Here is a 19,625-nt window from a genome sequence, read left to right as displayed (position 1 = left end):
CCGGAAGGACCACCCCATGACGAAGCAGTCGATCTTCGGGCGCATCGCCCAGCTGACCCGCGCCAACATTAACGCCCTCCTCGACCAGGCCGAGGACCCGCAGAAGATGCTCGACCAGATGGTGCGCGACTTCACCGAGAGCATCCGTGAGGCCGAGGCCGCCGTCGCGCAGACGATCGGCGACCTGCGCCTGCTCGAGCAGGACCACGCCGAGGACGTCGCCGCGGCCGCCGACTGGGAGCGCAAGGCGGTCGCCGCCAGCACGAAGGCCGACCAGCTGCGCAGCTCGGGGTCGACGGCGGACGCCGACAAGTTCGACGCCCTGGCCAAGGTCGCCCTCGGCCGGCAGATCGCCTCCGAGAAGGAGGCGCGCGACGCCGAGCCGACGATCGCCTCGCAGACCGAGGTGGTCGACAAGCTCAAGGCCGGGCTCACCTCGATGCGGGCGAAGCTCGAGCAGCTGAACTCGAAGCGCAACGAGCTCGTCGCGCGCTCGCGCACCGCCGCCGCCCAGTCGAAGGTCGCCGACGCGATCGGCAGCATCGACGTGCTCGACCCCACCAGCGAGATCAGCCGCTTCGAGGACAAGATCCGTCGCGAGGAGGCGCGGGTGCTGGGCCAGCAGGAGCTCGCCGCCTCGAGCCTGGACGCCCAGTTCGAGAGCCTCGACGACCTCGACCAGCAGACCGAGGTGGAGGCGCGCCTCGCCGCCCTGAAGCTCGGCGCCCTCGACAAGTGAGCACGGCCCCGTGACCACCGCGCCCGGCTCCCCCTGGCCCGTCCCGCCCGTCGTCGAGCCCCGCTCGGTCGACGGGGGGCCCCGTGCGGCCCGGGGAGCCGGGCGCACCCGCGTGGTCGGCGTCGACGTCGCCCGCGGGCTCGCCGTGCTCGGCATGTTCGCGGCCCACATGTGGCCGCGCGTCGACCTCGACGAGCGGGTCTTCGACGGCCGCTCGGCCATCCTCTTCGCCACCCTGGCGGGCGTCTCGCTGGGGCTGATGTCGGGCGGGGCGGCCCCGACGCCCCGGGGCCGGCGCGCCCGCGTCGTCGGGTCGATCGCGATCCGGGCCGGGATCCTCATCGCCCTCGGACTGCTGCTGCAGGCCTGGAACGGCTACGTGCTGGTGATCCTGCCCTACTACGGCGTCATGTTCCTGCTGCTGCTGGTCGTGCTCTTCGCCCCGCCGGGGGTGCTGCTCGTGATCGCGGCGGCCGTGGCGGTCGGCGCGCCCGCCCTCGCGACGCTCGTGCCGCAGGACGCCTACGGCGACTCCAGCCTCCCGGGGCCCGCGGGCGTGGCCACGGACGCCCTGCTGGTCGGGGCCTACCCCGCGCTCGTCTGGCTGCCCTTCCTGCTCGTGGGCCTCGTCGCCGCCCGGAGCGACCTCCGGAGCCGCGGCACGCAGCTCGTCATGCTCGGGGCCGGCACGGCCGCGGCGCTCGTCGGCTACACCGTGCGGTTCCTGCCCGGGGCAGCCGCGGTGCCGGCGTTCGACCCCGCCGACCATGAGGGCATGCCCGCCGAGATCGTCGGCAGCGGCGGCGTCGCGATCGCGGTCATCGGGCTGCTGCTGCTGGTGACCAGCCCCGACCGGGCCTGGGGCCGTGGCGTGGCCACGGCGCTCCGTCCCCTGTCGGCCACGGGGGCCCAGCCGCTCACGGTCTACTCCGCGCACCTGCTGCTCACGGCGCCGCTCTTCTTCGCCTACCGCGCCGAGGGCGGGTCGTACGGGCTGCCCCTCTGGCAGCTCGGGGTGGCGGTCGTGGCCACGCTGACGTACGCCGTGCTCTGGCAGCGCTTCGTCGGCCGGGGCCCCCTCGAACGCGCCGTCGGCCGGCTCAGCTCGCCCTGGTCGCGCGGGCCGCGCGCTGTGACAGACTGACGCCCGTGAGGTTCGTCGTGGTCCCCCAGTGGCAGGGCTCGCCGTCGTCGCGGGCCATGAGGCTCGCCGACGGCGCCTACGCCGTGCTGGCCGACCTCCCCCCGAGCGCCACCGCCCTCGTCGAGGTGCCCGTGGGCGCCGGCGACTCGCTCGGCACGGGCGTGCACCGGCTGTCGTCCGTGCTCGCCGCCGCCGAGGCCGTCGCCGACGAGCTGCGCAGCGATGACTCGCCCGCGCTGGTGGTCGGCGGCGACTGCGGCGTCGAGCTGGCGGCCGTGCGGCACGCCGTCACCCCGCGGACGGCCGTCGTGTGGTTCGACGCGCACCCTGACCTGCACACCCCGCGCAGCAGCGAGAGCGGGGCCTTCAGCGGCATGGTGCTCCGCACCCTGATCGACGGCGGCGACGACCTCCCGACCTTCTCATCCGGGCCTGCGCCCGAGTCGCTCGACGCGTCGCGCGTCGTCCTCGCCGGGGTCCGCTCGATCGACGACGCCGAGGACGTCCACCTCGAGAGCCGCCACATCCGCTCCGTGTCGTCGCTCGACCTCTCCCCGCAGGACGTCGTGGACGCCGTCGCCGAGACCGGCGCCACCGAGGTCTACCTCCACGTCGACCTCGACGTGCTCGACCCCTCGGCCCTCACCGGGCTGCTCGACCCCCAGCCGTTCGGCCTCGAGCCGAGCGTGCTGATCGAGACGCTGACCGCCCTCAAGCAGCGCTTCACCCTCGTCGGCGCGGGCCTCTGCGGCTTCGCGCCCGTCGACGCCACCCACGCGTCCGACGACATGGGCACGATCCTCCGCGTCGTCGGAGCGCTGTCGCGATGAGCGACGGGGGCGAGCGGCCGCGGGTCAGCGTCGTCCGCGACGGCCACGTGCTGCTGATCGGCCTCGACCGCCCGGAGAAGCGCAACGCCGCCGACCTGCGCCTGCTCCGCGAGCTGAGCCTCGCCTACGGCCTGCTCGACCGTGACCCCGAGCTGAGGGTCGGCCTGCTGCACGCCCACGGCGACCACTTCACCGCCGGGCTCGACCTCGCCGACGTCGCCCCCGCCGTGGGCCCCGACGGCCTCGACGTCGTGCCCGAGGGCGGCCTGCACCCCTGGCAGGTGGAGGGCCGCCAGCTGTCGAAGCCCGTCGTCGCCGTCGTGCAGGGCACGTGCCTGACGCTCGGCGTCGAGCTCGCCCTCGCGAGCGACGTCGTCGTCGCCGCGGACGACGTGCGCTTCGGGCAGATCGAGGTGAGCCGGGCGATCCTGCCCTTCGGCGGCGCGACGGTGCGGCTGCCCCGGCGCGTCGGCTGGGGCGACGCCATGCGCTGGATGCTCACGGGCGACCTCCTCGACGCCGCGGAGGCGCTCCGCATCGGCCTCGTGCAGGAGGTGGTGCCGCGCGCGGAGGCGCTCGGCCGCGGGCTCGAGCTCGCCCGTCGCATCGCCGCGCAGGCCCCGCTCGCCGTGCAGGCGACGCTCGCGAACGCCCGGCTGGCCCTCCGCGACGGCGACCGCGCCGCAGAGGCGCAGCTGCAGCCGGAGCTCGTGCGCCTGATGCGCACCGACGACGCCCGTATCGGACACGAGGCGTTCCTGGCCCGCACCGACGCCGAGTTCACCGGGCGCTGACGCCCCTCGAGCGAGACGCGGCCCCGAGGGAGGATGCCTCGAGCACGGCTCCGCGCCCGTCTCGGTGGCCGGGGAACGTCGAGGGCCCGCCTCCCCCGAGGGGGAGACGGGCCCGAGAACGAGGCGGATCGGCCTACTTGAAGACGTCCTTGACGTCCTCGCCGACCTTCTTGGCGGAGGCGCTGGTCTGGTCCTTCTGACCCTCGGCCTTGAGGCTCTCGTCGCCCTTGTGGTCTCCGAGAGCTTCCTTGGCCTTGCCGGCGATGTCCTGAGCGGCGTTCTTGATCTTGTCGTCGAGTCCCATGGTGACCTCCTCAATGAGCGCTGTCTGCGCGATGGATCAGAAGGTACGCGCCCGGGGACGGCTGTACCCGCGCCTCCCACCTGCTGCTCAGGAATCACTCACGGAACGGACATGTCCGCGACGCGCGTCGGCTGGGTGACCACCCGGGGGCCCAGGACTAGGTTCTCCCCATGACGACTTATGACCTCATCGTGATCGGCGCCGGCGCTGTCGGCGAGAACGTGGCGGACTACGCGACCCGGAGCGGCTTGAAGGTCGCCCTCGTCGAGGCGGAGCTCGTCGGCGGCGAGTGCTCCTACTGGGCCTGCATGCCCTCGAAGGCGCTGCTGCGCTCCACCGCCGTGCTCCGGGCCGCGCGGGCCGTCGACGGGGCCGCCCAGGCCGTCACCGGAGAGGTCGACGTCGCCGCGGTGCTGCGCCGCCGCGACTCCTTCACCTCGAACTGGGACGACTCGAGCCAGGCCGAGTGGGTCGAGGGCGCCGGCATCGACCTGATCCGCGGCCACGCGACCATCACGGGCGTCAAGGAGGTCACCGTCGGCGACACCGTCTACACGGCCCGCCACGCCGTGGCCGCGGTCACCGGCTCCTCCGCGCTCCTCCCGGACGTGCCGGGGCTGGCCGAGGCCCGTCCGTGGACGAGCCGCGAGGCGACCAGCGCGAAGAGCATCCCGCAGAGCCTCGTCGTCGTCGGCGGCGGCGTCGTCGCGGCCGAGATGGCCACGGCCTACCAGCAGCTCGGCTCCACGGTCACCCTCGTCGCGCGCAGCGGCCTGCTCGGCGGGCAGGAGCCGTTCGCCGGCGAGCTCGTCGGGAAGAGCCTCCGGGCGATGGGCGTCGACGTGCGCGAGGGCACCTCGCCCGTGCAGGTCAGCCGCACCGAGCACGACACCGTCGAGGTCACCCTCGACGACGGCGCCGTCGTGATCGCCGACGAGATCCTCGTCGCGACCGGGCGCGTTCCCCGCACCTCCGACCTGGGCCTCGAGTCCGTCGGGGTCGAGGCCGGCACCTGGCTCGACGTCGACGACACCCTGCTCGTCAAGGGCACCGACTGGCTCTACGGCGTCGGCGACGTCAACGGCCGGGCCCTGCTCACCCACCAGGGCAAGTACCAGGCCCGCGCCGCCGGCGAGGTCATCGCCGCCCGCGCCCTCGGCCGCGAGCTGGCGACCGAGCCCTGGGGGGCGCACGTGGCCACCGCCGACGACGCCGCCGTGCCGCAGGTCACGTTCACCGACCCCGAGGTCGCGAGCGTCGGCCTCACCGCCGACGCCGCGCAGAAGCGCGGCCTCGACGTGCGCGTCGTCGACTACGACCTCGCCGCCGTCGCGGGCTCGGCGATCCACTCCGACTCCTACGAGGGCCACGCCCGCATCGTCGTCGACGAGGCCCGGAAGGTCATCGTCGGCGCGACCTTCGTCGGCCCCGACGTGAGCGACCTGCTGCACGCCGCCACGGTCGCCGTCGTCGGCGAGGTGCCGATCGACCGCCTCTGGCACGCCGTGCCGTCGTACCCGACGGTCAGCGAGATCTGGCTGCGCCTGCTCGACGCCTACGGTCGTCCGTGATCAACCCCCTCGTCGACTCGCCGATCTCGCGGGCGGGCTGCGCCTGGGCGACCGCGGTCGGCCTCGCCGTCGGCGTGCCGCTCAGCGTCGGCAAGGTCCGAGTCGTGGGCGACCTCATCGTCTGCCGCGGCCTGCCCCGCTGGGCGTTCAAGCGCGGCGGCACCTGCGTCGGCCGCGTGTACCTGACCCGCGACAACGACGGGCCCGCCGTGCTTCGGCACGAGGCGCGGCACGTCGCGCAGTGGAAGAAGTACGGCATGCTGATGCCGTTCCTGTACGCCCTGGCCGGCAGCGACCCGCTGACGAACAGGTTCGAGATCGAGGCCGGCCTCGAGGAAGGCGGTTACCGATGACCCGCACCGTGATCATCACCGGAGCCAGCTCCGGGATCGGCAAGGAGGCGGCGATCGCCCTGGCGAGCGGAGGGGCCGACGTGGCCGTGGTGGGCCGGAACGCCGAGCGCACCCAGGCCGTCGCCGACCAGGTCGGCGGCACGGCCTTCCTGGCCGACTTCGACCGGCTGGACGACGTCCGCTCGCTGGCCGACCGCCTCCTCGACCGCTACCCGACGATCGACGTCCTCGCGAACAACGCGGGCGGCCTGGTCAGCGACCACGAGCTGACGAGCGACGGTCACGAACGCATCCTGCAGTCCAACCACCTCGCGCCCTTCCTGCTGACGCGCCTCCTGCTGCCTCGGCTGCAGGAGAGCGGCGGCCGGGTCGTGTCGACCGCCAGCGTCGCGAACATGTTCGGCCACGTGCGCCTCGACGACCTGAACTGGACGAAGCGCCCGTGGCTCGGCGGCTGGCGCCAGTACGGCACGAGCAAGATCGAGACCATCCTCTTCGTGCGCGAGCTCGCCCGTCGCACCGGCCTCGAGGCGTTCTCGTTCCACCCGGGGATCGTCAAGACCGGCTTCGGCCAGACGTCGCCGATGTGGCGCATGGCCAACGTGCTGAGCAACGGCAACTACGGGATCTCGGCGAAGGCCGGGGCCCTGCCGCTCATCCAGCTCGCCGGGCCGAGCACGATCGGCGTGCCGAGCGGCACGTACTTCGATCAGCTGAAGCCGGACGGCCTGCGCACGCGCCAGGCGAAGGACGACCTCCTCGCCGAGGCCCTGTGGGACCGCACGTCGGCGATCGTCGGGCTGCCCTCCGAGGTCTGACCGGTCGCGGCGGGGCCGGGGGCTGCTAGCCCTCGGCCTTGCCCAGCCGCCAGTACCCCATGAACGCGACCTGGCGACGGTCGACGCCGACCTCGCTGACGAGGAAGCGGCGGAGGGCCTTGATCGCCCCGGCCTCGCCGGCGAGCCAGGCGTAGAGGTCGCCGTCGAGCGACGCCCCGTGCGGGGCGTGGCCCTGAGGGACGTCCCAGAGCACGTCGTGCTCGATGTCGACCTCCTCGACGGGCACGCCGTGGTGGCGGGCCGTGACGTACCGGGCCGTCCAGCCGCGCACCGCCTCCACCAGGCGTCCGCCGTGGCCCTCGTGGGCGGCCGTGCCGGCGTGGCCCTCGCGGGGCAGCCAGTGCACGTCGACGCCGGCCGGCGCGACGAGGGGCAGGGCGTCGGCCGCCGTCGGCACCTCGACGAAGACGCAGCCGCGGGCGTCCGCCGGCAGCTGCTCGACGATGGAGCAGATCGCGGGGGCCGCGGTCTCGTCGCCGGCGATCATGACGGTGCGGGCCTCCCCCGGCGACCACTCGACGCCGCTGCCGTGCACGCCGCTCGTCGCGTCGGGGCCGACCAGCATCGCCTCGTCGCCGACGGCCACGGTGCTGAGCCAGGTGCCCGCCGGCCCGCCGTCGTCGTGCACGACGAAGTCGACGTCGACCTCGTGGGCCTCGGGGCGGACGGCCCGGGCCGTGTAGGTGCGGAAGGGGTTCTGCCGGTGGGCCGGCAGGGCGCGCCACGCGCCCCACCAGTCGTCGACCGGGAAGTCGTCGAAGCCGGTCCCCGGCAGGGGCAGCACGACCTTGATGCGCTGGTCGAGGCCGTCCGTGCCGAAGTCGGCGAGGTCGGGCGCCGTGAAGGTGAGGCGGGTGAACGACGGGCTGAGGCGCGTGACCGCCGCGACGCGGACCCGGTAGGGGCGGTGCGCGGGGCGCGCGACGGGAGCGGCCGACGGGGCCGTGGCGGCGAGGCTCACGTCAGAGCGTCGCGGCGGCGCCGTGGTCGGCCGCGTGCACGGCACGCAGGTCGTGGCGGAGGTCGTAGGCGAAGGAGGCGGCGCCCCCGATCCAGATCAGGTGCTCGCCGGCCGCGAGGTCGCCGGCGTCGACGTACATCTCGGCGAGCCAGGCACGGACGGCCCGGTCGAGCGCCTCGCCGGGGGCGCAGGAGCGGCCCGTGCCGGGGGCCCCGGAGCGGCGGTCGCGGGCGAGCCAGGTCACGGTGACGCGGCCGGGCGACGGCAGCTCCTCGACCTCGGCGGTCGAGCCGACCTCGACGAACACCTGGCCGCGCGCGCAGATCGGCAGCCTGGCGAGCATCTCGCGGAGGGCGGGGAGCGAGGAGGCGTCGCCGGCGAAGAGGACGCGGATCGCGTCGTGCGGCAGCGGCGGGTTCGGGTCGTCGAAGAACATGTCCCCCTCAATATAGGTGAGGCTCACCTAAGCCGCCACTCCCCGTGGACACCCGCGGCGGGTTCCCAGGGGTGTAGTAGATTCGCGGGAGCCCTCGGTCCAGCAGCGACCCGGGGGCAGAGGGGCGGCGCCCGTCCAGCAGCGACGGAGCGCCAGCCGAGATCCATCGTCCGGCAGCGACGGAGGACGTCCTGCACCCGGGGTGCGCAGGTCGCGACGAGCGACGGCGCGCCGATCCGCACCGCTCCGAAAGGCCACTCCTCCCCCATGCGCTCCCGCCGCCTCCTCGCCGCCGCCGCCTCCTCCGCCCTCGTCGTCGCCCTCGTGGCCGGCTGCACCTCGGGAGGCTCCGACGGCTCCGGCTCGCCCGACGCCGACGCCACCGTGACGGTCGGCCTCGTGCTCGAGCCGAGCGACCTCGACATCCGCCACACCGACGGCGTCGCGCTCGACCAGGTCCTGATCGACAACGTCTACCAGGGCCTCGTCGGCCGCACCGAGGAGAACGACGTCGTCGACGTGCTCGCCTCGGAGCACACGATCAGCGACGACGGCCTCACGTACACGTTCACCCTGCACGACGGCGTGGCCTTCCACGACGGCGCGGCCATGACCGCGGCCGACGTGGTCTGGTCGCTCGAGCAGGTGCGCACCGACGAGACGCTCGCCGGGCACGCCGACCTGGCCGCCGTCTCGTCGATCTCGGCCCCCGCCGACGACACCGTCGTGCTCACGCTGTCGCGCCCCGACTCGGCGCTGCTCTTCGCCCTGACCGGCCGCGCGGGCCTCGTGCTCGAGCAGGCCGCCACGAACGACCCGTCGACCACCGCGAACGGCACGGGCCCCTACACGGTCGCCAGCTGGACGCAGGGCGACAACCTCCGCCTCGAGCGCGCCGACGGCTACTGGGGCACCCCGGCGAGCGTCGAGGCCGTCGTGTTCCGCTACGTGACCGACCCGTCGGCCGCGATCAACGCCACGCTCTCCGGCGACCTCGACGTGCAGACCGCCGTCGACGCCACCCTCTCGTCGCAGCTCGAGGGCGTCGACGGCGTCAGCCTCGAGCAGGGGAAGACGACCGACAAGTACACGCTCGCCTTCAACAACGCCGTCGAGCCCTTCACCGACGTGCAGGTGCGCAAGGCGATCCGGATGGCGATCGACAACGACGCGATCATCACCGCGGTCGGCGGCTCGGCCGTCGACCAGGGCGGGCCGATCCCCGAGCTCGACCCGGGCTACGCCGACCTGACGTCGGTCGACGCCTACGACCCCGAGGCGGCGGAGGCGCTCCTCGCCGAGGCCGGGCACGCCGACGGCCTCGACCTCACCCTCGAGTACGCGAACTTCTACCCGGCCGCGATCGGCGACGTGCTGACCACGCAGCTGGCCGCCGTCGGCATCACCCTGACGGTCGAGCAGGTCGACTTCACGACGTGGCTCGACGACGTCTACACGGCCCCCGCCGACGGCGGCCCGCGCGACTTCCAGCTGAGCATGGTCGACCACGCCGAGACGCACGACTTCGGCAACTGGGCCGACCCCGACTACTACTGGGGCTACGACAGCGCCCCGGTGCAGGCGCTCTGGGAGCAGTCGCTGGCCGCCACCGACCCGGCCGTCGCCGCGCAGGCCCTGAGCGACGCCGCGGCCAAGGTGTCGGAGGACGCCCCGGCCGAGTGGCTCTACACCTCCACGACCCTGACGGCGATCCGCGACGGCGTCACCGGCTTCCCGACCACGTCGACCAGCACCCGCCTCGACCTCTCCGAGCTGGCCACGACCGAGTGACGAGGTTCCTGCTCGGTCGGGTCGCGCTCTTCGCGCTGGGCCTCGCCGTCGCCAGCGTGCTGATCTTCGTCACCCTGCGCCTCCTGCCGGGCGACGTGGCGCAGTCGATCGCGGGCACGACCGGCAGCCCCGCGCAGGTGGCCGCGATCCGCGCCTCCCTCGGCCTCGACCAGCCCGTCGTCGTCCAGTACCTCGACTGGGCCGGCGGCCTGCTGCGCCTCGACCTCGGGGAGTCGCTCGTGACGGGCACCCCGGTCGCTGACGAGGTCGCCGAGAAGCTGGGCGTGACCCTGCCCCTCGCGGGGATGTCGCTCGTCGTCGGGCTGGCCGTCGGCGTGCCCCTCGGGGTCGTGGCCGCGATCCATCACCACCGCCCGTCGGGCGCCGTGCTCGGCGTCGTCGCGCAGCTGCTCGCCGCGGTGCCGGTCGTCTGGGCCGGCATGCTGCTCATCGCGCTCTTCGGGGTCACCCTGAGGGTGCTGCCGACCCAGGGGTTCCCCGTCGACGGCTGGGAGGAGCCCGGCCGGGCCCTGCGCTCGCTCGTGCTGCCGGCCGTCACGATCGGCCTCGTCGAGGGCGCTGTGCTGTTCCGCTTCACCCGCTCCGCCGTCGTCGGCGCCCTCGACGAGGACTACGTGCGGGCCGCGGCCGCGAAGGGCATGACCACCACGCGGGCCCTGCTCCGCCACGCACTGCCGAACGTGCTGCTCAGCGTCGTCAGCGTGCTCGGCCTCCAGGTCGCGGGCCTGGTCGTCGGCGCGGTCGTCGTCGAGCAGCTCTTCTCCCTCCCCGGCCTCGGCCGCATGCTGGTGAGCGACGTGGGCCGGCGAGACCTCACCAAGGTGCAGGGCGAGCTGATGACCCTCACGGCCCTCGTGCTGCTCGTCGGGCTCGTCGTCGACGTCGTGCACCGCCGGCTCGACCCGCGCCTCCGGGAGCAGGAGGCGTGAGGCGGCGCAGCGCGCTCGGCGCCCTCCTCCGCCGCCCCGCCGGCGCCGCCGCGGCCGGCTGGCTCGCCCTGCTGCTCGTCGGCGCGCTGGTGAGCCGGGTCTGGACGCCGCTCGACCCCTTCACGACCGACCCGTACTCCGCCTGGCTGCCCCCGTCGGGCGCCCACCTCTTCGGCACCGACGGCGTCGGCCGCGACATCGCGAGCTACGTCCTCGCGGCGACCGGCACGACCGTCGTCGTCGCGGTCTCGGCCGGCGTGGTCGCGGTGCTCGTCGGCCTGGCCTTGGCGGCGCTCGGCTCGCTCACCGCCCGGCCCGTCCGCGAGGCGACGGCCGTGCTCATCGACGTGCTCGTCGCCTTCCCCACGATCCTCGTGGCGATGGCCCTCGCGGCGGCGTTCGGCGGCTCGCTCGCGGTCGTCGTCGTGGCGACCGGCGTGGGCTACGGGGTCACGATCGCACGCGTGTCGCGCGCGGAGATCCGCCGCGTGGTCCGCGAGGACTACGTCACAGCGGCCCGGGCCTCCGGCGCCGGCACCGCGGCCGTCCTCCGCCGCCACGTGCTGCCGAACATCGCCCCGGTGTTCGTCGTGCAGCTGTCGCTCGCCATGGCGACCAGCGTGCTCGCGGAGGCGGGGCTCTCCTTCCTCGGCTACGGCGCCTCGGCCGAGACCGCGTCGTGGGGGCGACTCCTCGCGGACCTCCAGAAGTTCCTCGGCGTGCACCCCTGGACGGTCGTCTGGCCGGGGCTCGCGATCACGCTCACCGTGCTCGCCCTCAACCTGCTCGGCGACGCCGTCCGCGACGCGGCCGACCCGCGCCTCCGCGACCGGCCCGCCGGCACGGGGCGCGCGGGCGGCCGTCGCCCGGCCGGCCCCGCCGACCCCGCCCGCTCCCCCGCCCCGGAGGTGACCTCGTGACGCTCGAGATCGACCACCTGACCGTGACCATCGGCGACCGCGCCGTCGTCGACGACCTCTCGCTGCGGCTCGACGACGGGGCGCGGCTCGGGCTCATCGGCGAGTCGGGGTCGGGCAAGTCGCTGACCACGCTCGCCGTGCTGGGCCTCCTGCCCCGCACCGCCCGCGTGGCCGGCAGCGTGCGCCTCGACGGGCGCGAGCTGCTCGGCCTGCCCGAGCGCGAGCTGGCCCGCGTGCGCGGCGCCGTGGTCGGCACCGTGTTCCAGGACCCGCGCACGGCCCTCGACCCCGTCATGACCGTCGGCCGCCAGATCGCCGAACCGCTCCGCCTGCACGGCACGGTGACCCGCCGCGAGGCCCGCCGCCGCGCCGTCGAGGCAGCCGCCGAGGTCGGGCTGCCCGAACCCGACCGCATCGTCGACAGGTACCCCCACCAGCTCTCCGGCGGCCAGCGGCAGCGGGTCGTCATCGCCACCGCGCTCATCACCCGGCCCGCCGTCCTGCTCGCCGACGAGCCGACGACCGCGCTCGACGTCACGACCCAGGCCGAGGTGCTCCGGCTCTTCCGCCGCCTGGTCGACGACCGCGGGGCGTCGCTGCTCTTCGTGACCCACGACCTCGCCGTGCTGGCGCAGGTGGCCGAGGAGGCGGTGGTCCTGTCGCGAGGGCGCGCCGTCGAGAGCGGGCCGGTCACGCGCCTCCTGCACGCCCCCGAGCACCCCGTGACGCGCGGTCTCGTCGCGGCGACCCGGGCCACCACCTGGCGGGCATCGTGACGGAGCCGACGGGCGAGGCGGACGCCGCGGGCGCCGGCGGCGCCGCCGGCCGGGTAGCCGGGCCCTCGCCCCTGCTCAGCGGGCGGGGCCTCACCCGCACCTTCCGGCTGCCGCGTCGGTCGCCCTTCCAGCCCGGCCCGGTGCGGCACGCGCTCGTCGAGGCCGACCTCGACGTGGGGCCGGGCGAGAGCGTGGCCCTGATCGGCGAGTCGGGCTCGGGCAAGTCGACGCTCGTGCGCCTGCTGCTGGCCCTCGACCGGCCGACGGACGGCACGGTCACCTTCGACGGGCGCCCGGTCGAGCCCGGCCGGGCCGCGCAGCTGCGCTGGTTCCGGCGGCAGACCGGCGTCGTGCTGCAGGACCCGTACAGCTCGCTCGACCCCCGCATGCGCGTCGGCGACACGGTGGCCGAGCCGCTGCGCCACCTGCACGTGGAGGGCGACCACCGCGCGCTCGTGGCCGAGGTGCTCGAGCGCGTCGGCCTCGACGCCGCCGACGCCGAGCGGTGGCCGCACGAGTTCAGCGGCGGTCAGCGCCAGCGCATCGCACTCGCGCGCGCCGTCGTGCACCGCCCGCGGCTGCTGGTCGGCGACGAGCCGATGAGCGCCCTCGACGTGACCGTCCGCGCGCAGATCATCGAGCTGCTGCGCGAGCTGCGCACCGACCTCGGCCTCAGCCTGCTGCTCGTCTCGCACGACATCGGCCTCGTGCAGCACCTCGCCGACCGGGTGGCCGTGCTGCGCGACGGGCGGGTCGTCGAGCAGGGCGCGACCGACGACGTGCTGCGGCGGCCCCGGCACGAGTACACGCGGTCGTTGATCGCGTCGGTGCCGACGATCGACTGACCGGCACCGACCGGCGCGTGCTCGACGGGTGCGGGCTCGGCCGGCGCGTGCTCGGCCGACGCGGCGCGGTCGAGACGACCCGACCTGGGCCCTCGACGTGCTCGGCGGCCCCGCTCGGGTCACCCCGCGCCGTCGGTCACCAGACGGAGGGGTGCCTCCGCTGCCAGCGCAGCCGACGCTCGAGCTGGGCGCCGATGCTCAGCAGGACGTCCTCCCGGCCGGGGCGCCCGATCAGCTGCACGCCCGCGGGCAGGCCGTCGACCTCGCCCACCGGCAGCGTGATCGCGGGCAGGCCCGCGACGTTGACGAACGAGGTGAAGGGCGAGACGAGGCACTGCTGCTCGAACGCCCGCTCGGGGTCGTCGGCGTCGTACCAGCCGAGCGGCTGCGGCAGCAGGGCGAGCGAGGGCGTGACGACCGCGTCGAACCGGTCGAAGGCCCGCACGACGCTCCGCTCGAACTCGGTGAGCCCGGCGAGGGTCGCCCCGAGCTCGCGGGCGCCGATCTCGCGGCCGCGACGCACGAGCCAGGCCGTCATCGGCTCGAGCCGGGCGAAGTCGTCGTCGGTCTCGGCCGGGATGCCCGCGGCGCCGGCCTGCCAGAGGGTGCGGAAGAGCTGCGGGTACCGGGAGGCCGGCAGCGAGGCCTCCTCGATCCCGTGGCCCATCGTGGCCAGGAGGTCGACGGCGTCGGAGAGGACCGCGAGGAGGCGCGGGTCGACCCGGACGTCGTAGGCGTCGTCCCACGGGCTGGCCCTCAGCACCCCGAGCTGGTGACGGCCCTCGCCGCGCACCGCCGACCCCAGCCACGCCCCGTCGGGCGAGTCGGGCGCCCGCAGCGCGGTGTCGACCCTGGGCGGGCGGCCGTCGGGCGAGACCATCGCGTCGAGCAGCAGGGCCGCGTCGGCCACGGTGCGGGCGATCGGGCCGCCCACCGAGAGGCCGCCGAGGCTCGACAGCCCGGACTGGGCCGGCACGCGACCTCGCGACGGCTTGAGGCCGACGAGCCCGTTCGCCGCGGCGGGGATGCGGATCGAGCCGCCCCCGTCGCTGCCCGGCGCGAACGGCAGCAGGCCGGCGGCGACCGCGGCGGCGGCCCCGCCGCTCGACCCGCCGGCGCCGAGCTCGGCCCCGGTGCCGAGCCCCCACGGGTTGCGCGTGACGGGGCCCGCGAGCGGCTCGGTGTAGCCGGTGAGGCCGTACTCGGGCGTGCTCGTCTTGCCGAGGCTCACGGCCCCGGCCTCCGACAGCACGGCGGCGATCTCGCTGTCGCGGGCCGCGGGCGTCGCCGCCGTGAGCCGCGAGCCCGACCGGGTGGGGACGCCGGCTCGGTCGTAGAGGTCCTTGTCGGCGAGCGGCAGGCCCCAGAGCGGCGCGGCGCTCCGGCCCGCGACGGCCAGCTCGTCGGTACGGCGCCGGGCGGCCTCCGGCGTCACCGTGACGAAGGCGCGCACCTGCGGGTCGAGCCGCTCGATCCGGGCCAGGTAGTGCTCGGTGAGCTCGCGGGGGGTGACCTCGCCGCGGCGCAGCCAGTCCCACTGCTCGTGGGCGCTGAGGTGGTGGAGTTCGAACATCGCCCCGAGCCTACGACCATGCCGCGGCGGGAATGCGGGGTACATCTGAGCATCCTTCGTTGACGAGCGGGGGACGACGGCGTAGAAAGGTCGGCACGCAGGACCAACCACCCTGCGGCCGGCACTCACCAGCCGGCGACTCGACGAAGCGACCGAAGGCGGTGCGCCGTGGATCAGACGGCCGAGACGACGACGCGGCGACCCGCCGCGCTCTCGCTCGTGCGCCTCCTGGTCCTCTCCGGGCTCCTCGCGCTGGCCTTCGTCGTCCTCGCGCTCGCCATCGCCCCGCGGTCGGCCTCCGCCGAGACCGCGCCGTCGCCCTCGCTGCTCGGCGGGACGACGCAGGCCCTCGGGAGCGTGACGGGCTCGCTCGACGCCCCCGTCGCCGCCGTGGCGCAGACGGCGGGAGGCGCAGTGGCGTCGGCGACGCAGGTCGCCACCCAGGTCACCGCGGTCGCACCGCCGGTGCAGCGCGTCGCGCAGGCCGTCGCCCCCGTGGCGCCCCAGGTCGTGCAGCAGGTCGCGGCGGCCGCCCCCGTCAGCAGCGTCGTCGCCCCGGTGGCGCAGACCGTCGACCGCGTCGTGGCAGCCGTCCCCGTCGCGCAGGCCGTCACGGGCCCCGCACCGGTGGCGACGGTCGTGGCCCCGGTCGCCGCCGTCACCGACGCCGCCGTCGGCACGGTCGCCGACGCGGCGGCCGCCCCGGCTCCCGCCGACGTGCTCGCGCCGCTCGTGCCCGCCCTGCCGACCGTGCCCGCCCTCCCCGTCACGCCGGGCGCACCCGGCGCCGGAGACGGGCCCGACGCGGGTCCGGCGGCGACCATCGGGGTCGGCGACGAGCTCGGTGCCGACTCCACCGCCGCGGTGTCCCCGGCCGCCGGCCTCGCCGCGGGCGACCCGGCCGCGACGGCGTCGCTGTCGCCCGAGGCCGCCGACGTCGTCGCGGTCGACGCGGGCACCGCGCTCCGGGCCGCGATCGTGGCGGCTCAGGCAGGCGACCGCGCCTCCGCCGGTGACCCGACCCGCGCCTCCGACCTGCCCCTCTCCCCCGCTCCCGCGCCCCTCCCCGGCCCGTCGGACGACGGCCAGCCCGCCCTGCCCTCCGGCTCGGGCCAGGGCTCGCAGGGCGCCGGCGCGAGCGGCGCCGCGGGCGGGGCCGTCGTGGCCGACGCGACCCGCGCCTCCCAGCTCCCCGCCCTGACCACCACGGCGGGCTCCCCCGACGGCGACGACGACCTCCCGTCGTCGCCCGTGCACGACACCGACAGCTCCCCCGACTGAGGTCGGTCGCGTCGCTCGTGGGCTCCCGCCCACGCCGCGGGCGCTCCTGCTGAGCAGGAGCCGATCCGCCGCCGCAGGCACCGCCTGCCGAGCGACAGACGCGACCCTCGCCGCCCCGCGCGGCGCCCCACCTCACTCGTACGGAGAAGACCATGAACAAGCACGTCTCGAGAGGGCTCCTCGGAGCGCTCTTCGTCGGGGGCCTGTGCGCCCTCGGAACCACCGCCGCCCAGGCGGACACCCTGACCGGCGGAGACGACGGGCTGCTCTCGGGCACCCAGGTCGCCGCGGTCGTCGAGGCCCCGGTCTCGGCCCTCGGCACCGCCGTCAGCGTGGTCGGCGACGCGACGTCGTCGGGCCCGGCGGCGGCGCCTGCTGCCGTTCCCGCTCCGGCCGCCGCTCCGGCTCCGGCCGCTCCCGCTCCGGCTCCGGCCGCTCCCGCGGCCGCGCCGGTCACGACGACCAGCGGCGACGCCGGGCTGCTGTCGGGCACGCAGGGCATCGTCTCGGTCGACGTGCCGGTCACCGTGACCGACACGGCCGTCAGCGTGGTCGGCGACGCGGCGAGCGCGGGGGCACCGGCCACCGCCCCGACGGTGCCGGCGGCACCTGCCCCGGCACCCGCTCCCGCCCAGACCAGCGGAGACGACTCGATCGGCGGCGGCAGCCAGGCGCTCGTCGACCTCGACCTGCCGGTCACCGTGGGCGGCACCGCCGTCTCGGTGCTCGGCGACAGCAGCAGCACCGGCGGCACGACCACGGCGCCCGCCGCGGGCCCGACGGGGTCGGCGTCGCCGGCCCCCGAGACCAGCGGTGACCACGGCGTCCTCGGCGGCACCCAGGCGCTGATCGACCTCGACGTGCCCGTGACCGTGGGCGGCACCGCCGTCTCGGTGCTGGGCGACAGCTCGAGCACCGGTGCCGACACGGGCAGCGGCACGACGCCCGCGACGGGCACCGCGCCCACCGCCGGCACGGGCTCGGGCAGCACGACGAGCGGCGACGAGAGCGTCCTCGGCGGCACCCAGGTGATCCCGGTCATCGGCCTGCCGGTGACCGTCGGCGGCACCGCGGTCTCCGTCATCGGCGACAGCAGCAGCACCGGCACCACCACGGGCACCACGCCCAGCACGGGCACCGGCACCAGCCCCGCCACCGGCGCCGCGACCAGCGGCGACGACGGCGTCCTCAGCGGCACCCAGGTGATCCCGGTCGTGGGTCTGCCCGTCACCGTCGGCGGCACGGCCGTCTCCGTCATCGGCGACAGCAGCAGCACCGGCACCGGCACCACCACCACCGGCACCACGCCCGCCACCGGCACCGGCGCCGCCACCAGCGGCGACGACGGCGTCCTCGGCGGCACCCAGGTCGCCCCCGTGGTCGGCCTGCCCGTCACCGTCGGCGGCACGGCCGTCTCCGTCATCGGCGACAGCAGCAGCACCGACACCACCACCGGCACCACGCCCACCACGGGCACCGGCGCCGGCACCGGCCCCGTCACGAGCGGTGACGACGGCGTCCTCGGCGGCACCCAGGTGATCCCGGTCATCGGACTGCCCGTCACGGTCGGAGGCACCGCCGTCTCCGTCATCGGCGACAGCAGCAGCACCGACACCACCACAGGCACCACGCCCACCGCGGGCACCGGCACCGGCACCGGCCCCGTCACGAGCGGTGACGACGGCATCCTGGGCGGCACCCAGGTCGTGCCCGTGATCGACGTGCCGATCACCGTCGGCGGCGCCGCGGTCTCCGTCATCGGCGACAGCAGCACCGACGGGGGCACGACCGACGTGCCCACCACGCCGGTGACGCCGACCACCCCGGTCGACCCCACCACGCCGGTCGACCCCACCACTCCGACGGATCCGACCATCCCGGTGCTGCCCACCGCTCCGGCCACGACCGACGAACCCACCGTCCCGGCCACGACCGACGAGCCCGCCGGCACGGCCGTCGCGACCGCCGCCGCCGTCACCTCGACCGAGTCGGTGACCGCCTCGGCGACGGGTCGTCAGGCCCTCGCCGCGACCGGCGCCTCCACCGCCCCGGCCGAAGCCTCGACGTCCGCCCTCGCCTACACGGGCGACGACGGAGCCGCGACGCTCGCCGGAGCCCTGCTGGCCCTGCTGACCGGCCTCGCCCTGCTGGTCGTCGCGCGTCGCCGGGAGGCCCGCCGCTGACCGGCACCCGCCGACGGCGGAGCACCGTCGCCCTCCGGGGCGGCGGTGCTCCGCCGTGCCCGCGCTCCCGCCGACCGAGCCGCGCTGCGCCGCACCGCGGCCCACTGCGTCCCCCCGGGCGCCGGCCGAGCCACCGACGACCGATTCTGGTACATTCGTCTCATTCGTGCTCCCCCGCCTGACGCACTCGGCTCGGCGGGATCGTCGCACGGCTCGGAGTCACCACCATGGGCTACCTCTTCCTTTCCCTGGCCATCGTCGGCGAGGTCGTCGCCACCAGCTTCCTCAAGGTCACCAGCGGGCCCGACGCCCGCTGGTGGCAGTACGCCGTCGTCATCGTCGGCTACGTCTTCGCCTTCGCGATGCTCTCGCAGTCGCTCGGACGGGGCGTGCCGCTCGGCATCGCCTACGCCGTCTGGGCGGGCATCGGCGTCGTGCTCGTCGCGCTGATCAGCTGGCTGGTCTTCCACGAGCCGCTGACGCTCGTGCAGCTCGGCGGCATCGTGCTGGTGATCGGCGGCGTCACCATGCTGGAGCTCGGCGGCCGGCACGAAGCGGCCGCGTGACCCGGCCCCGCGAGCAGCCGAGCGGCGCGCCGGACGAGCCGGACCGCGACTCCCCGGCGGTCGCCCCTCGCGGTGACGGCGCCCTGACGCCGAAGGGCGAGGCGAGGAGGCGCGCCCTGCTCGCCGGGGTCCTGACCGTCCTCGAGGCCGGCGGCCCGGCGGCCGTCACCCACCGCGCGGTCGCGACGGCGGCGGGCGTGCCGCTCGCGGCCGCGACCTACTACTTCTCGTCGCGGGACGACATGCTGCGGAGCGCCCTGCGGCACGCGACCGCGACCTGGACCCGCTCCCTCGACGAGCTCGAGCAGCCGACGCTCGGCGACCTCGCCGAGACGCTGGTGCGCTACGCCGTCGTCGAGCGGGCCGCCGCGGTGGCGCAGTACGAGATGCTGCTGCAGGCCGTGCGCGACCCGGGCCTGCGCGACGACGCCGAGGCCTGGTACTCGTCGCTCGAGCACGTGCTCGCCCGGGTCGGCGTGCCCGCCGAGCGGCTGCCGGTCGTCTCGCTCGCCGTCGACGGCCTCATCGTGCGCATGCTCTGGCGCGGCGAGCCGGGCGACGCCGCCGCCACCGAGAAGCTGCTCCGCCGCGTCGTCGCCTGAGACGCCCGGTGCCCGGCGCTCGGCACCCCCCGCACGTCCCGCTCCGCAATCCGAGAGACATCCGTCCTCGAGCGACCAGGACGCCCCGCGTCTGCGGCCGATCCGCCCCGATCACTCTCAAATTTGAGAGCAAGAGCAAGAGCCAGACCTGAGCCCAGCGGCAGGAG

20 protein-coding genes are annotated in these 19,625 nt (G+C 75.5%); 16 read left to right on the top strand and 4 right to left on the bottom strand.

The window, feature by feature from the left end:
• The first annotated feature begins 16 nt into the window (after window positions 1-16).
• The 4 genes from JOE43_RS09295 to JOE43_RS09280 are packed head-to-tail and all read left to right on the top strand — an operon-like array spanning window position 17 to window position 3,507.
• Window positions 17-739 (top strand): PspA/IM30 family protein, encoded by a 723-nt coding sequence (locus JOE43_RS09295; RefSeq protein WP_056053889.1) that lies wholly within the window; start codon window positions 17-19, stop codon window positions 737-739.
• Window positions 740-749: 10 nt separating this feature from the next.
• The gene (locus JOE43_RS09290; RefSeq protein ID WP_209517242.1) at window positions 750-1,883 is read left to right on the top strand and encodes a hypothetical protein; all 1,134 of its coding nucleotides are present in this window, start codon (window positions 750-752) and stop codon (window positions 1,881-1,883) included.
• Window positions 1,884-1,888: 5 nt separating this feature from the next.
• Window positions 1,889-2,713 (top strand): arginase family protein, encoded by an 825-nt coding sequence (locus tag JOE43_RS09285; RefSeq protein WP_307803305.1) that lies wholly within the window; start codon window positions 1,889-1,891, stop codon window positions 2,711-2,713.
• Window positions 2,710-3,507: a crotonase/enoyl-CoA hydratase family protein gene (locus JOE43_RS09280; RefSeq protein WP_209517240.1), complete on the top strand. Its 798-nt coding sequence runs from the start codon at window positions 2,710-2,712 to the stop codon at window positions 3,505-3,507. Before JOE43_RS09285 ends, JOE43_RS09280 begins: the two co-directional genes overlap by 4 nt.
• A 133-nt stretch (window positions 3,508-3,640) precedes the next feature.
• Here the strand turns inward: JOE43_RS09280 and JOE43_RS09275 are convergent, their stop codons facing one another.
• Window positions 3,641-3,811 carry a CsbD family protein gene (locus tag JOE43_RS09275; protein ID WP_167258932.1) on the bottom strand — a complete coding sequence of 57 codons (171 nt, stop codon included), beginning with the start codon at window positions 3,809-3,811 and terminating at the stop codon, window positions 3,641-3,643.
• Between the two features lie 170 nt (window positions 3,812-3,981).
• Between JOE43_RS09275 and JOE43_RS09270 the strand changes: the two genes are divergently transcribed.
• From JOE43_RS09270 to JOE43_RS09260, 3 genes are read left to right on the top strand one after another with little or no spacing between them, the layout of a single operon-like run.
• Window positions 3,982-5,382 carry an NAD(P)/FAD-dependent oxidoreductase gene (locus JOE43_RS09270; protein ID WP_209517238.1) on the top strand — a complete coding sequence of 467 codons (1,401 nt, stop codon included), beginning with the start codon at window positions 3,982-3,984 and terminating at the stop codon, window positions 5,380-5,382.
• Window positions 5,379-5,735, top strand: coding sequence for a Fe-S oxidoreductase (locus JOE43_RS09265; RefSeq protein ID WP_255465346.1), 357 nt, complete (start codon window positions 5,379-5,381; stop codon window positions 5,733-5,735). Before JOE43_RS09270 ends, JOE43_RS09265 begins: the two co-directional genes overlap by 4 nt.
• A complete protein-coding gene (locus tag JOE43_RS09260) occupies window positions 5,732-6,553 on the top strand; it encodes an SDR family NAD(P)-dependent oxidoreductase (RefSeq protein WP_209517235.1) in 822 nt (273 codons plus the stop codon). The genes JOE43_RS09265 and JOE43_RS09260 overlap by 4 nt, the downstream gene beginning before the upstream one ends.
• 25 nt (window positions 6,554-6,578) lie before the next feature.
• On the opposite strand, the gene JOE43_RS09255 is transcribed toward JOE43_RS09260, so the two are convergent.
• The gene (locus JOE43_RS09255) at window positions 6,579-7,535 is read right to left on the bottom strand and encodes a siderophore-interacting protein (protein WP_209517233.1); all 957 of its coding nucleotides are present in this window, start codon (window positions 7,533-7,535) and stop codon (window positions 6,579-6,581) included.
• A 1-nt stretch (window position 7,536) separates the two neighbouring features.
• The gene (locus JOE43_RS09250; RefSeq protein ID WP_209517231.1) at window positions 7,537-7,971 is read right to left on the bottom strand and encodes a siderophore-interacting protein; all 435 of its coding nucleotides are present in this window, start codon (window positions 7,969-7,971) and stop codon (window positions 7,537-7,539) included.
• A 267-nt stretch (window positions 7,972-8,238) separates the two neighbouring features.
• On the opposite strand from JOE43_RS09250, the gene JOE43_RS09245 reads away from it, so the two are divergent.
• The 5 genes from JOE43_RS09245 (at window position 8,239) to JOE43_RS09225 (ending at window position 13,253) form a co-directional block, all read left to right on the top strand.
• Complete coding sequence (locus JOE43_RS09245; RefSeq protein WP_209517229.1) at window positions 8,239-9,762, top strand: ABC transporter substrate-binding protein; 1,524 nt, start codon at window positions 8,239-8,241, stop codon at window positions 9,760-9,762.
• Window positions 9,759-10,712, top strand: coding sequence for an ABC transporter permease (locus JOE43_RS09240; RefSeq protein ID WP_209517228.1), 954 nt, complete (start codon window positions 9,759-9,761; stop codon window positions 10,710-10,712). The genes JOE43_RS09245 and JOE43_RS09240 overlap by 4 nt, the downstream gene beginning before the upstream one ends.
• Window positions 10,709-11,632, top strand: coding sequence for an ABC transporter permease (locus tag JOE43_RS09235; protein ID WP_209517226.1), 924 nt, complete (start codon window positions 10,709-10,711; stop codon window positions 11,630-11,632). The genes JOE43_RS09240 and JOE43_RS09235 overlap by 4 nt, the downstream gene beginning before the upstream one ends.
• Complete coding sequence (locus JOE43_RS09230) at window positions 11,629-12,408, top strand: ABC transporter ATP-binding protein (protein ID WP_209517225.1); 780 nt, start codon at window positions 11,629-11,631, stop codon at window positions 12,406-12,408. The genes JOE43_RS09235 and JOE43_RS09230 overlap by 4 nt, the downstream gene beginning before the upstream one ends.
• Window positions 12,409-12,515: 107 nt before the next feature.
• A complete protein-coding gene (locus JOE43_RS09225) occupies window positions 12,516-13,253 on the top strand; it encodes an ABC transporter ATP-binding protein (protein WP_209519156.1) in 738 nt (245 codons plus the stop codon).
• 136 nt (window positions 13,254-13,389) lie between these two features.
• Here JOE43_RS09225 and JOE43_RS09220 read toward each other — a convergent pair whose 3' ends face one another.
• A complete protein-coding gene (locus JOE43_RS09220; RefSeq protein ID WP_209517222.1) occupies window positions 13,390-14,826 on the bottom strand; it encodes an amidase in 1,437 nt (478 codons plus the stop codon).
• A gap of 168 nt (window positions 14,827-14,994) precedes the next feature.
• Between JOE43_RS09220 and JOE43_RS09215 the strand changes: the two genes are divergently transcribed.
• From JOE43_RS09215 to JOE43_RS15670, 4 genes are all read left to right on the top strand, one after another.
• Window positions 14,995-16,107, top strand: a complete 1,113-nt coding sequence (locus JOE43_RS09215; protein WP_209517220.1) for a hypothetical protein — start codon at window positions 14,995-14,997, stop codon at window positions 16,105-16,107.
• Between the two features lie 152 nt (window positions 16,108-16,259).
• Window positions 16,260-18,290: a hypothetical protein gene (locus tag JOE43_RS09210; RefSeq protein WP_209517218.1), complete on the top strand. Its 2,031-nt coding sequence runs from the start codon at window positions 16,260-16,262 to the stop codon at window positions 18,288-18,290.
• A 227-nt stretch (window positions 18,291-18,517) separates the two neighbouring features.
• Entirely contained in the window at window positions 18,518-18,856 is a 339-nt protein-coding gene (locus JOE43_RS09205) for a multidrug efflux SMR transporter (protein ID WP_209517216.1), read from the top strand.
• On the top strand, window positions 18,853-19,458 hold the full coding sequence (locus tag JOE43_RS15670) for a TetR/AcrR family transcriptional regulator (RefSeq protein ID WP_209517214.1): 606 nt from the start codon (window positions 18,853-18,855) through the stop codon (window positions 19,456-19,458). Before JOE43_RS09205 ends, JOE43_RS15670 begins: the two co-directional genes overlap by 4 nt.
• The last annotated feature ends 167 nt before the right edge of the window (window positions 19,459-19,625 follow it).

Origin of the sequence: Frigoribacterium sp. PvP121, from assembly GCF_017833115.1 — a bacterium.
GTDB classification, from domain to species: Bacteria; Actinomycetota; Actinomycetes; order Actinomycetales; family Microbacteriaceae; genus Frigoribacterium; species Frigoribacterium endophyticum.
Note: the sequence above shows the minus strand (reverse complement) of the source record. Positions and strands in the feature narration are given on the sequence as shown.

What these genes read in the sequence shown, in the direction of transcription:
- JOE43_RS09295 (WP_056053889.1), top strand. Translation starts at nt 17, where the DNA reads ATGACGAAGCAGTCGATCTTCGGGCGCATCGCCCAGCTGACCCGCGCC.
- JOE43_RS09280 (WP_209517240.1), top strand. Translation starts at nt 2,710, where the DNA reads ATGAGCGACGGGGGCGAGCGGCCGCGGGTCAGCGTCGTCCGCGACGGC.
- JOE43_RS09275 (WP_167258932.1), bottom strand. Translation starts at nt 3,811, where the DNA reads ATGGGACTCGACGACAAGATCAAGAACGCCGCTCAGGACATCGCCGGC.
- JOE43_RS09270 (WP_209517238.1), top strand. Translation starts at nt 3,982, where the DNA reads ATGACGACTTATGACCTCATCGTGATCGGCGCCGGCGCTGTCGGCGAG.
- JOE43_RS09260 (WP_209517235.1), top strand. Translation starts at nt 5,732, where the DNA reads ATGACCCGCACCGTGATCATCACCGGAGCCAGCTCCGGGATCGGCAAG.
- JOE43_RS09250 (WP_209517231.1), bottom strand. Translation starts at nt 7,971, where the DNA reads ATGTTCTTCGACGACCCGAACCCGCCGCTGCCGCACGACGCGATCCGC.
- JOE43_RS09245 (WP_209517229.1), top strand. Translation starts at nt 8,239, where the DNA reads ATGCGCTCCCGCCGCCTCCTCGCCGCCGCCGCCTCCTCCGCCCTCGTC.
- JOE43_RS09220 (WP_209517222.1), bottom strand. Translation starts at nt 14,826, where the DNA reads ATGTTCGAACTCCACCACCTCAGCGCCCACGAGCAGTGGGACTGGCTG.
- JOE43_RS09210 (WP_209517218.1), top strand. Translation starts at nt 16,260, where the DNA reads ATGAACAAGCACGTCTCGAGAGGGCTCCTCGGAGCGCTCTTCGTCGGG.
- JOE43_RS09205 (WP_209517216.1), top strand. Translation starts at nt 18,518, where the DNA reads ATGGGCTACCTCTTCCTTTCCCTGGCCATCGTCGGCGAGGTCGTCGCC.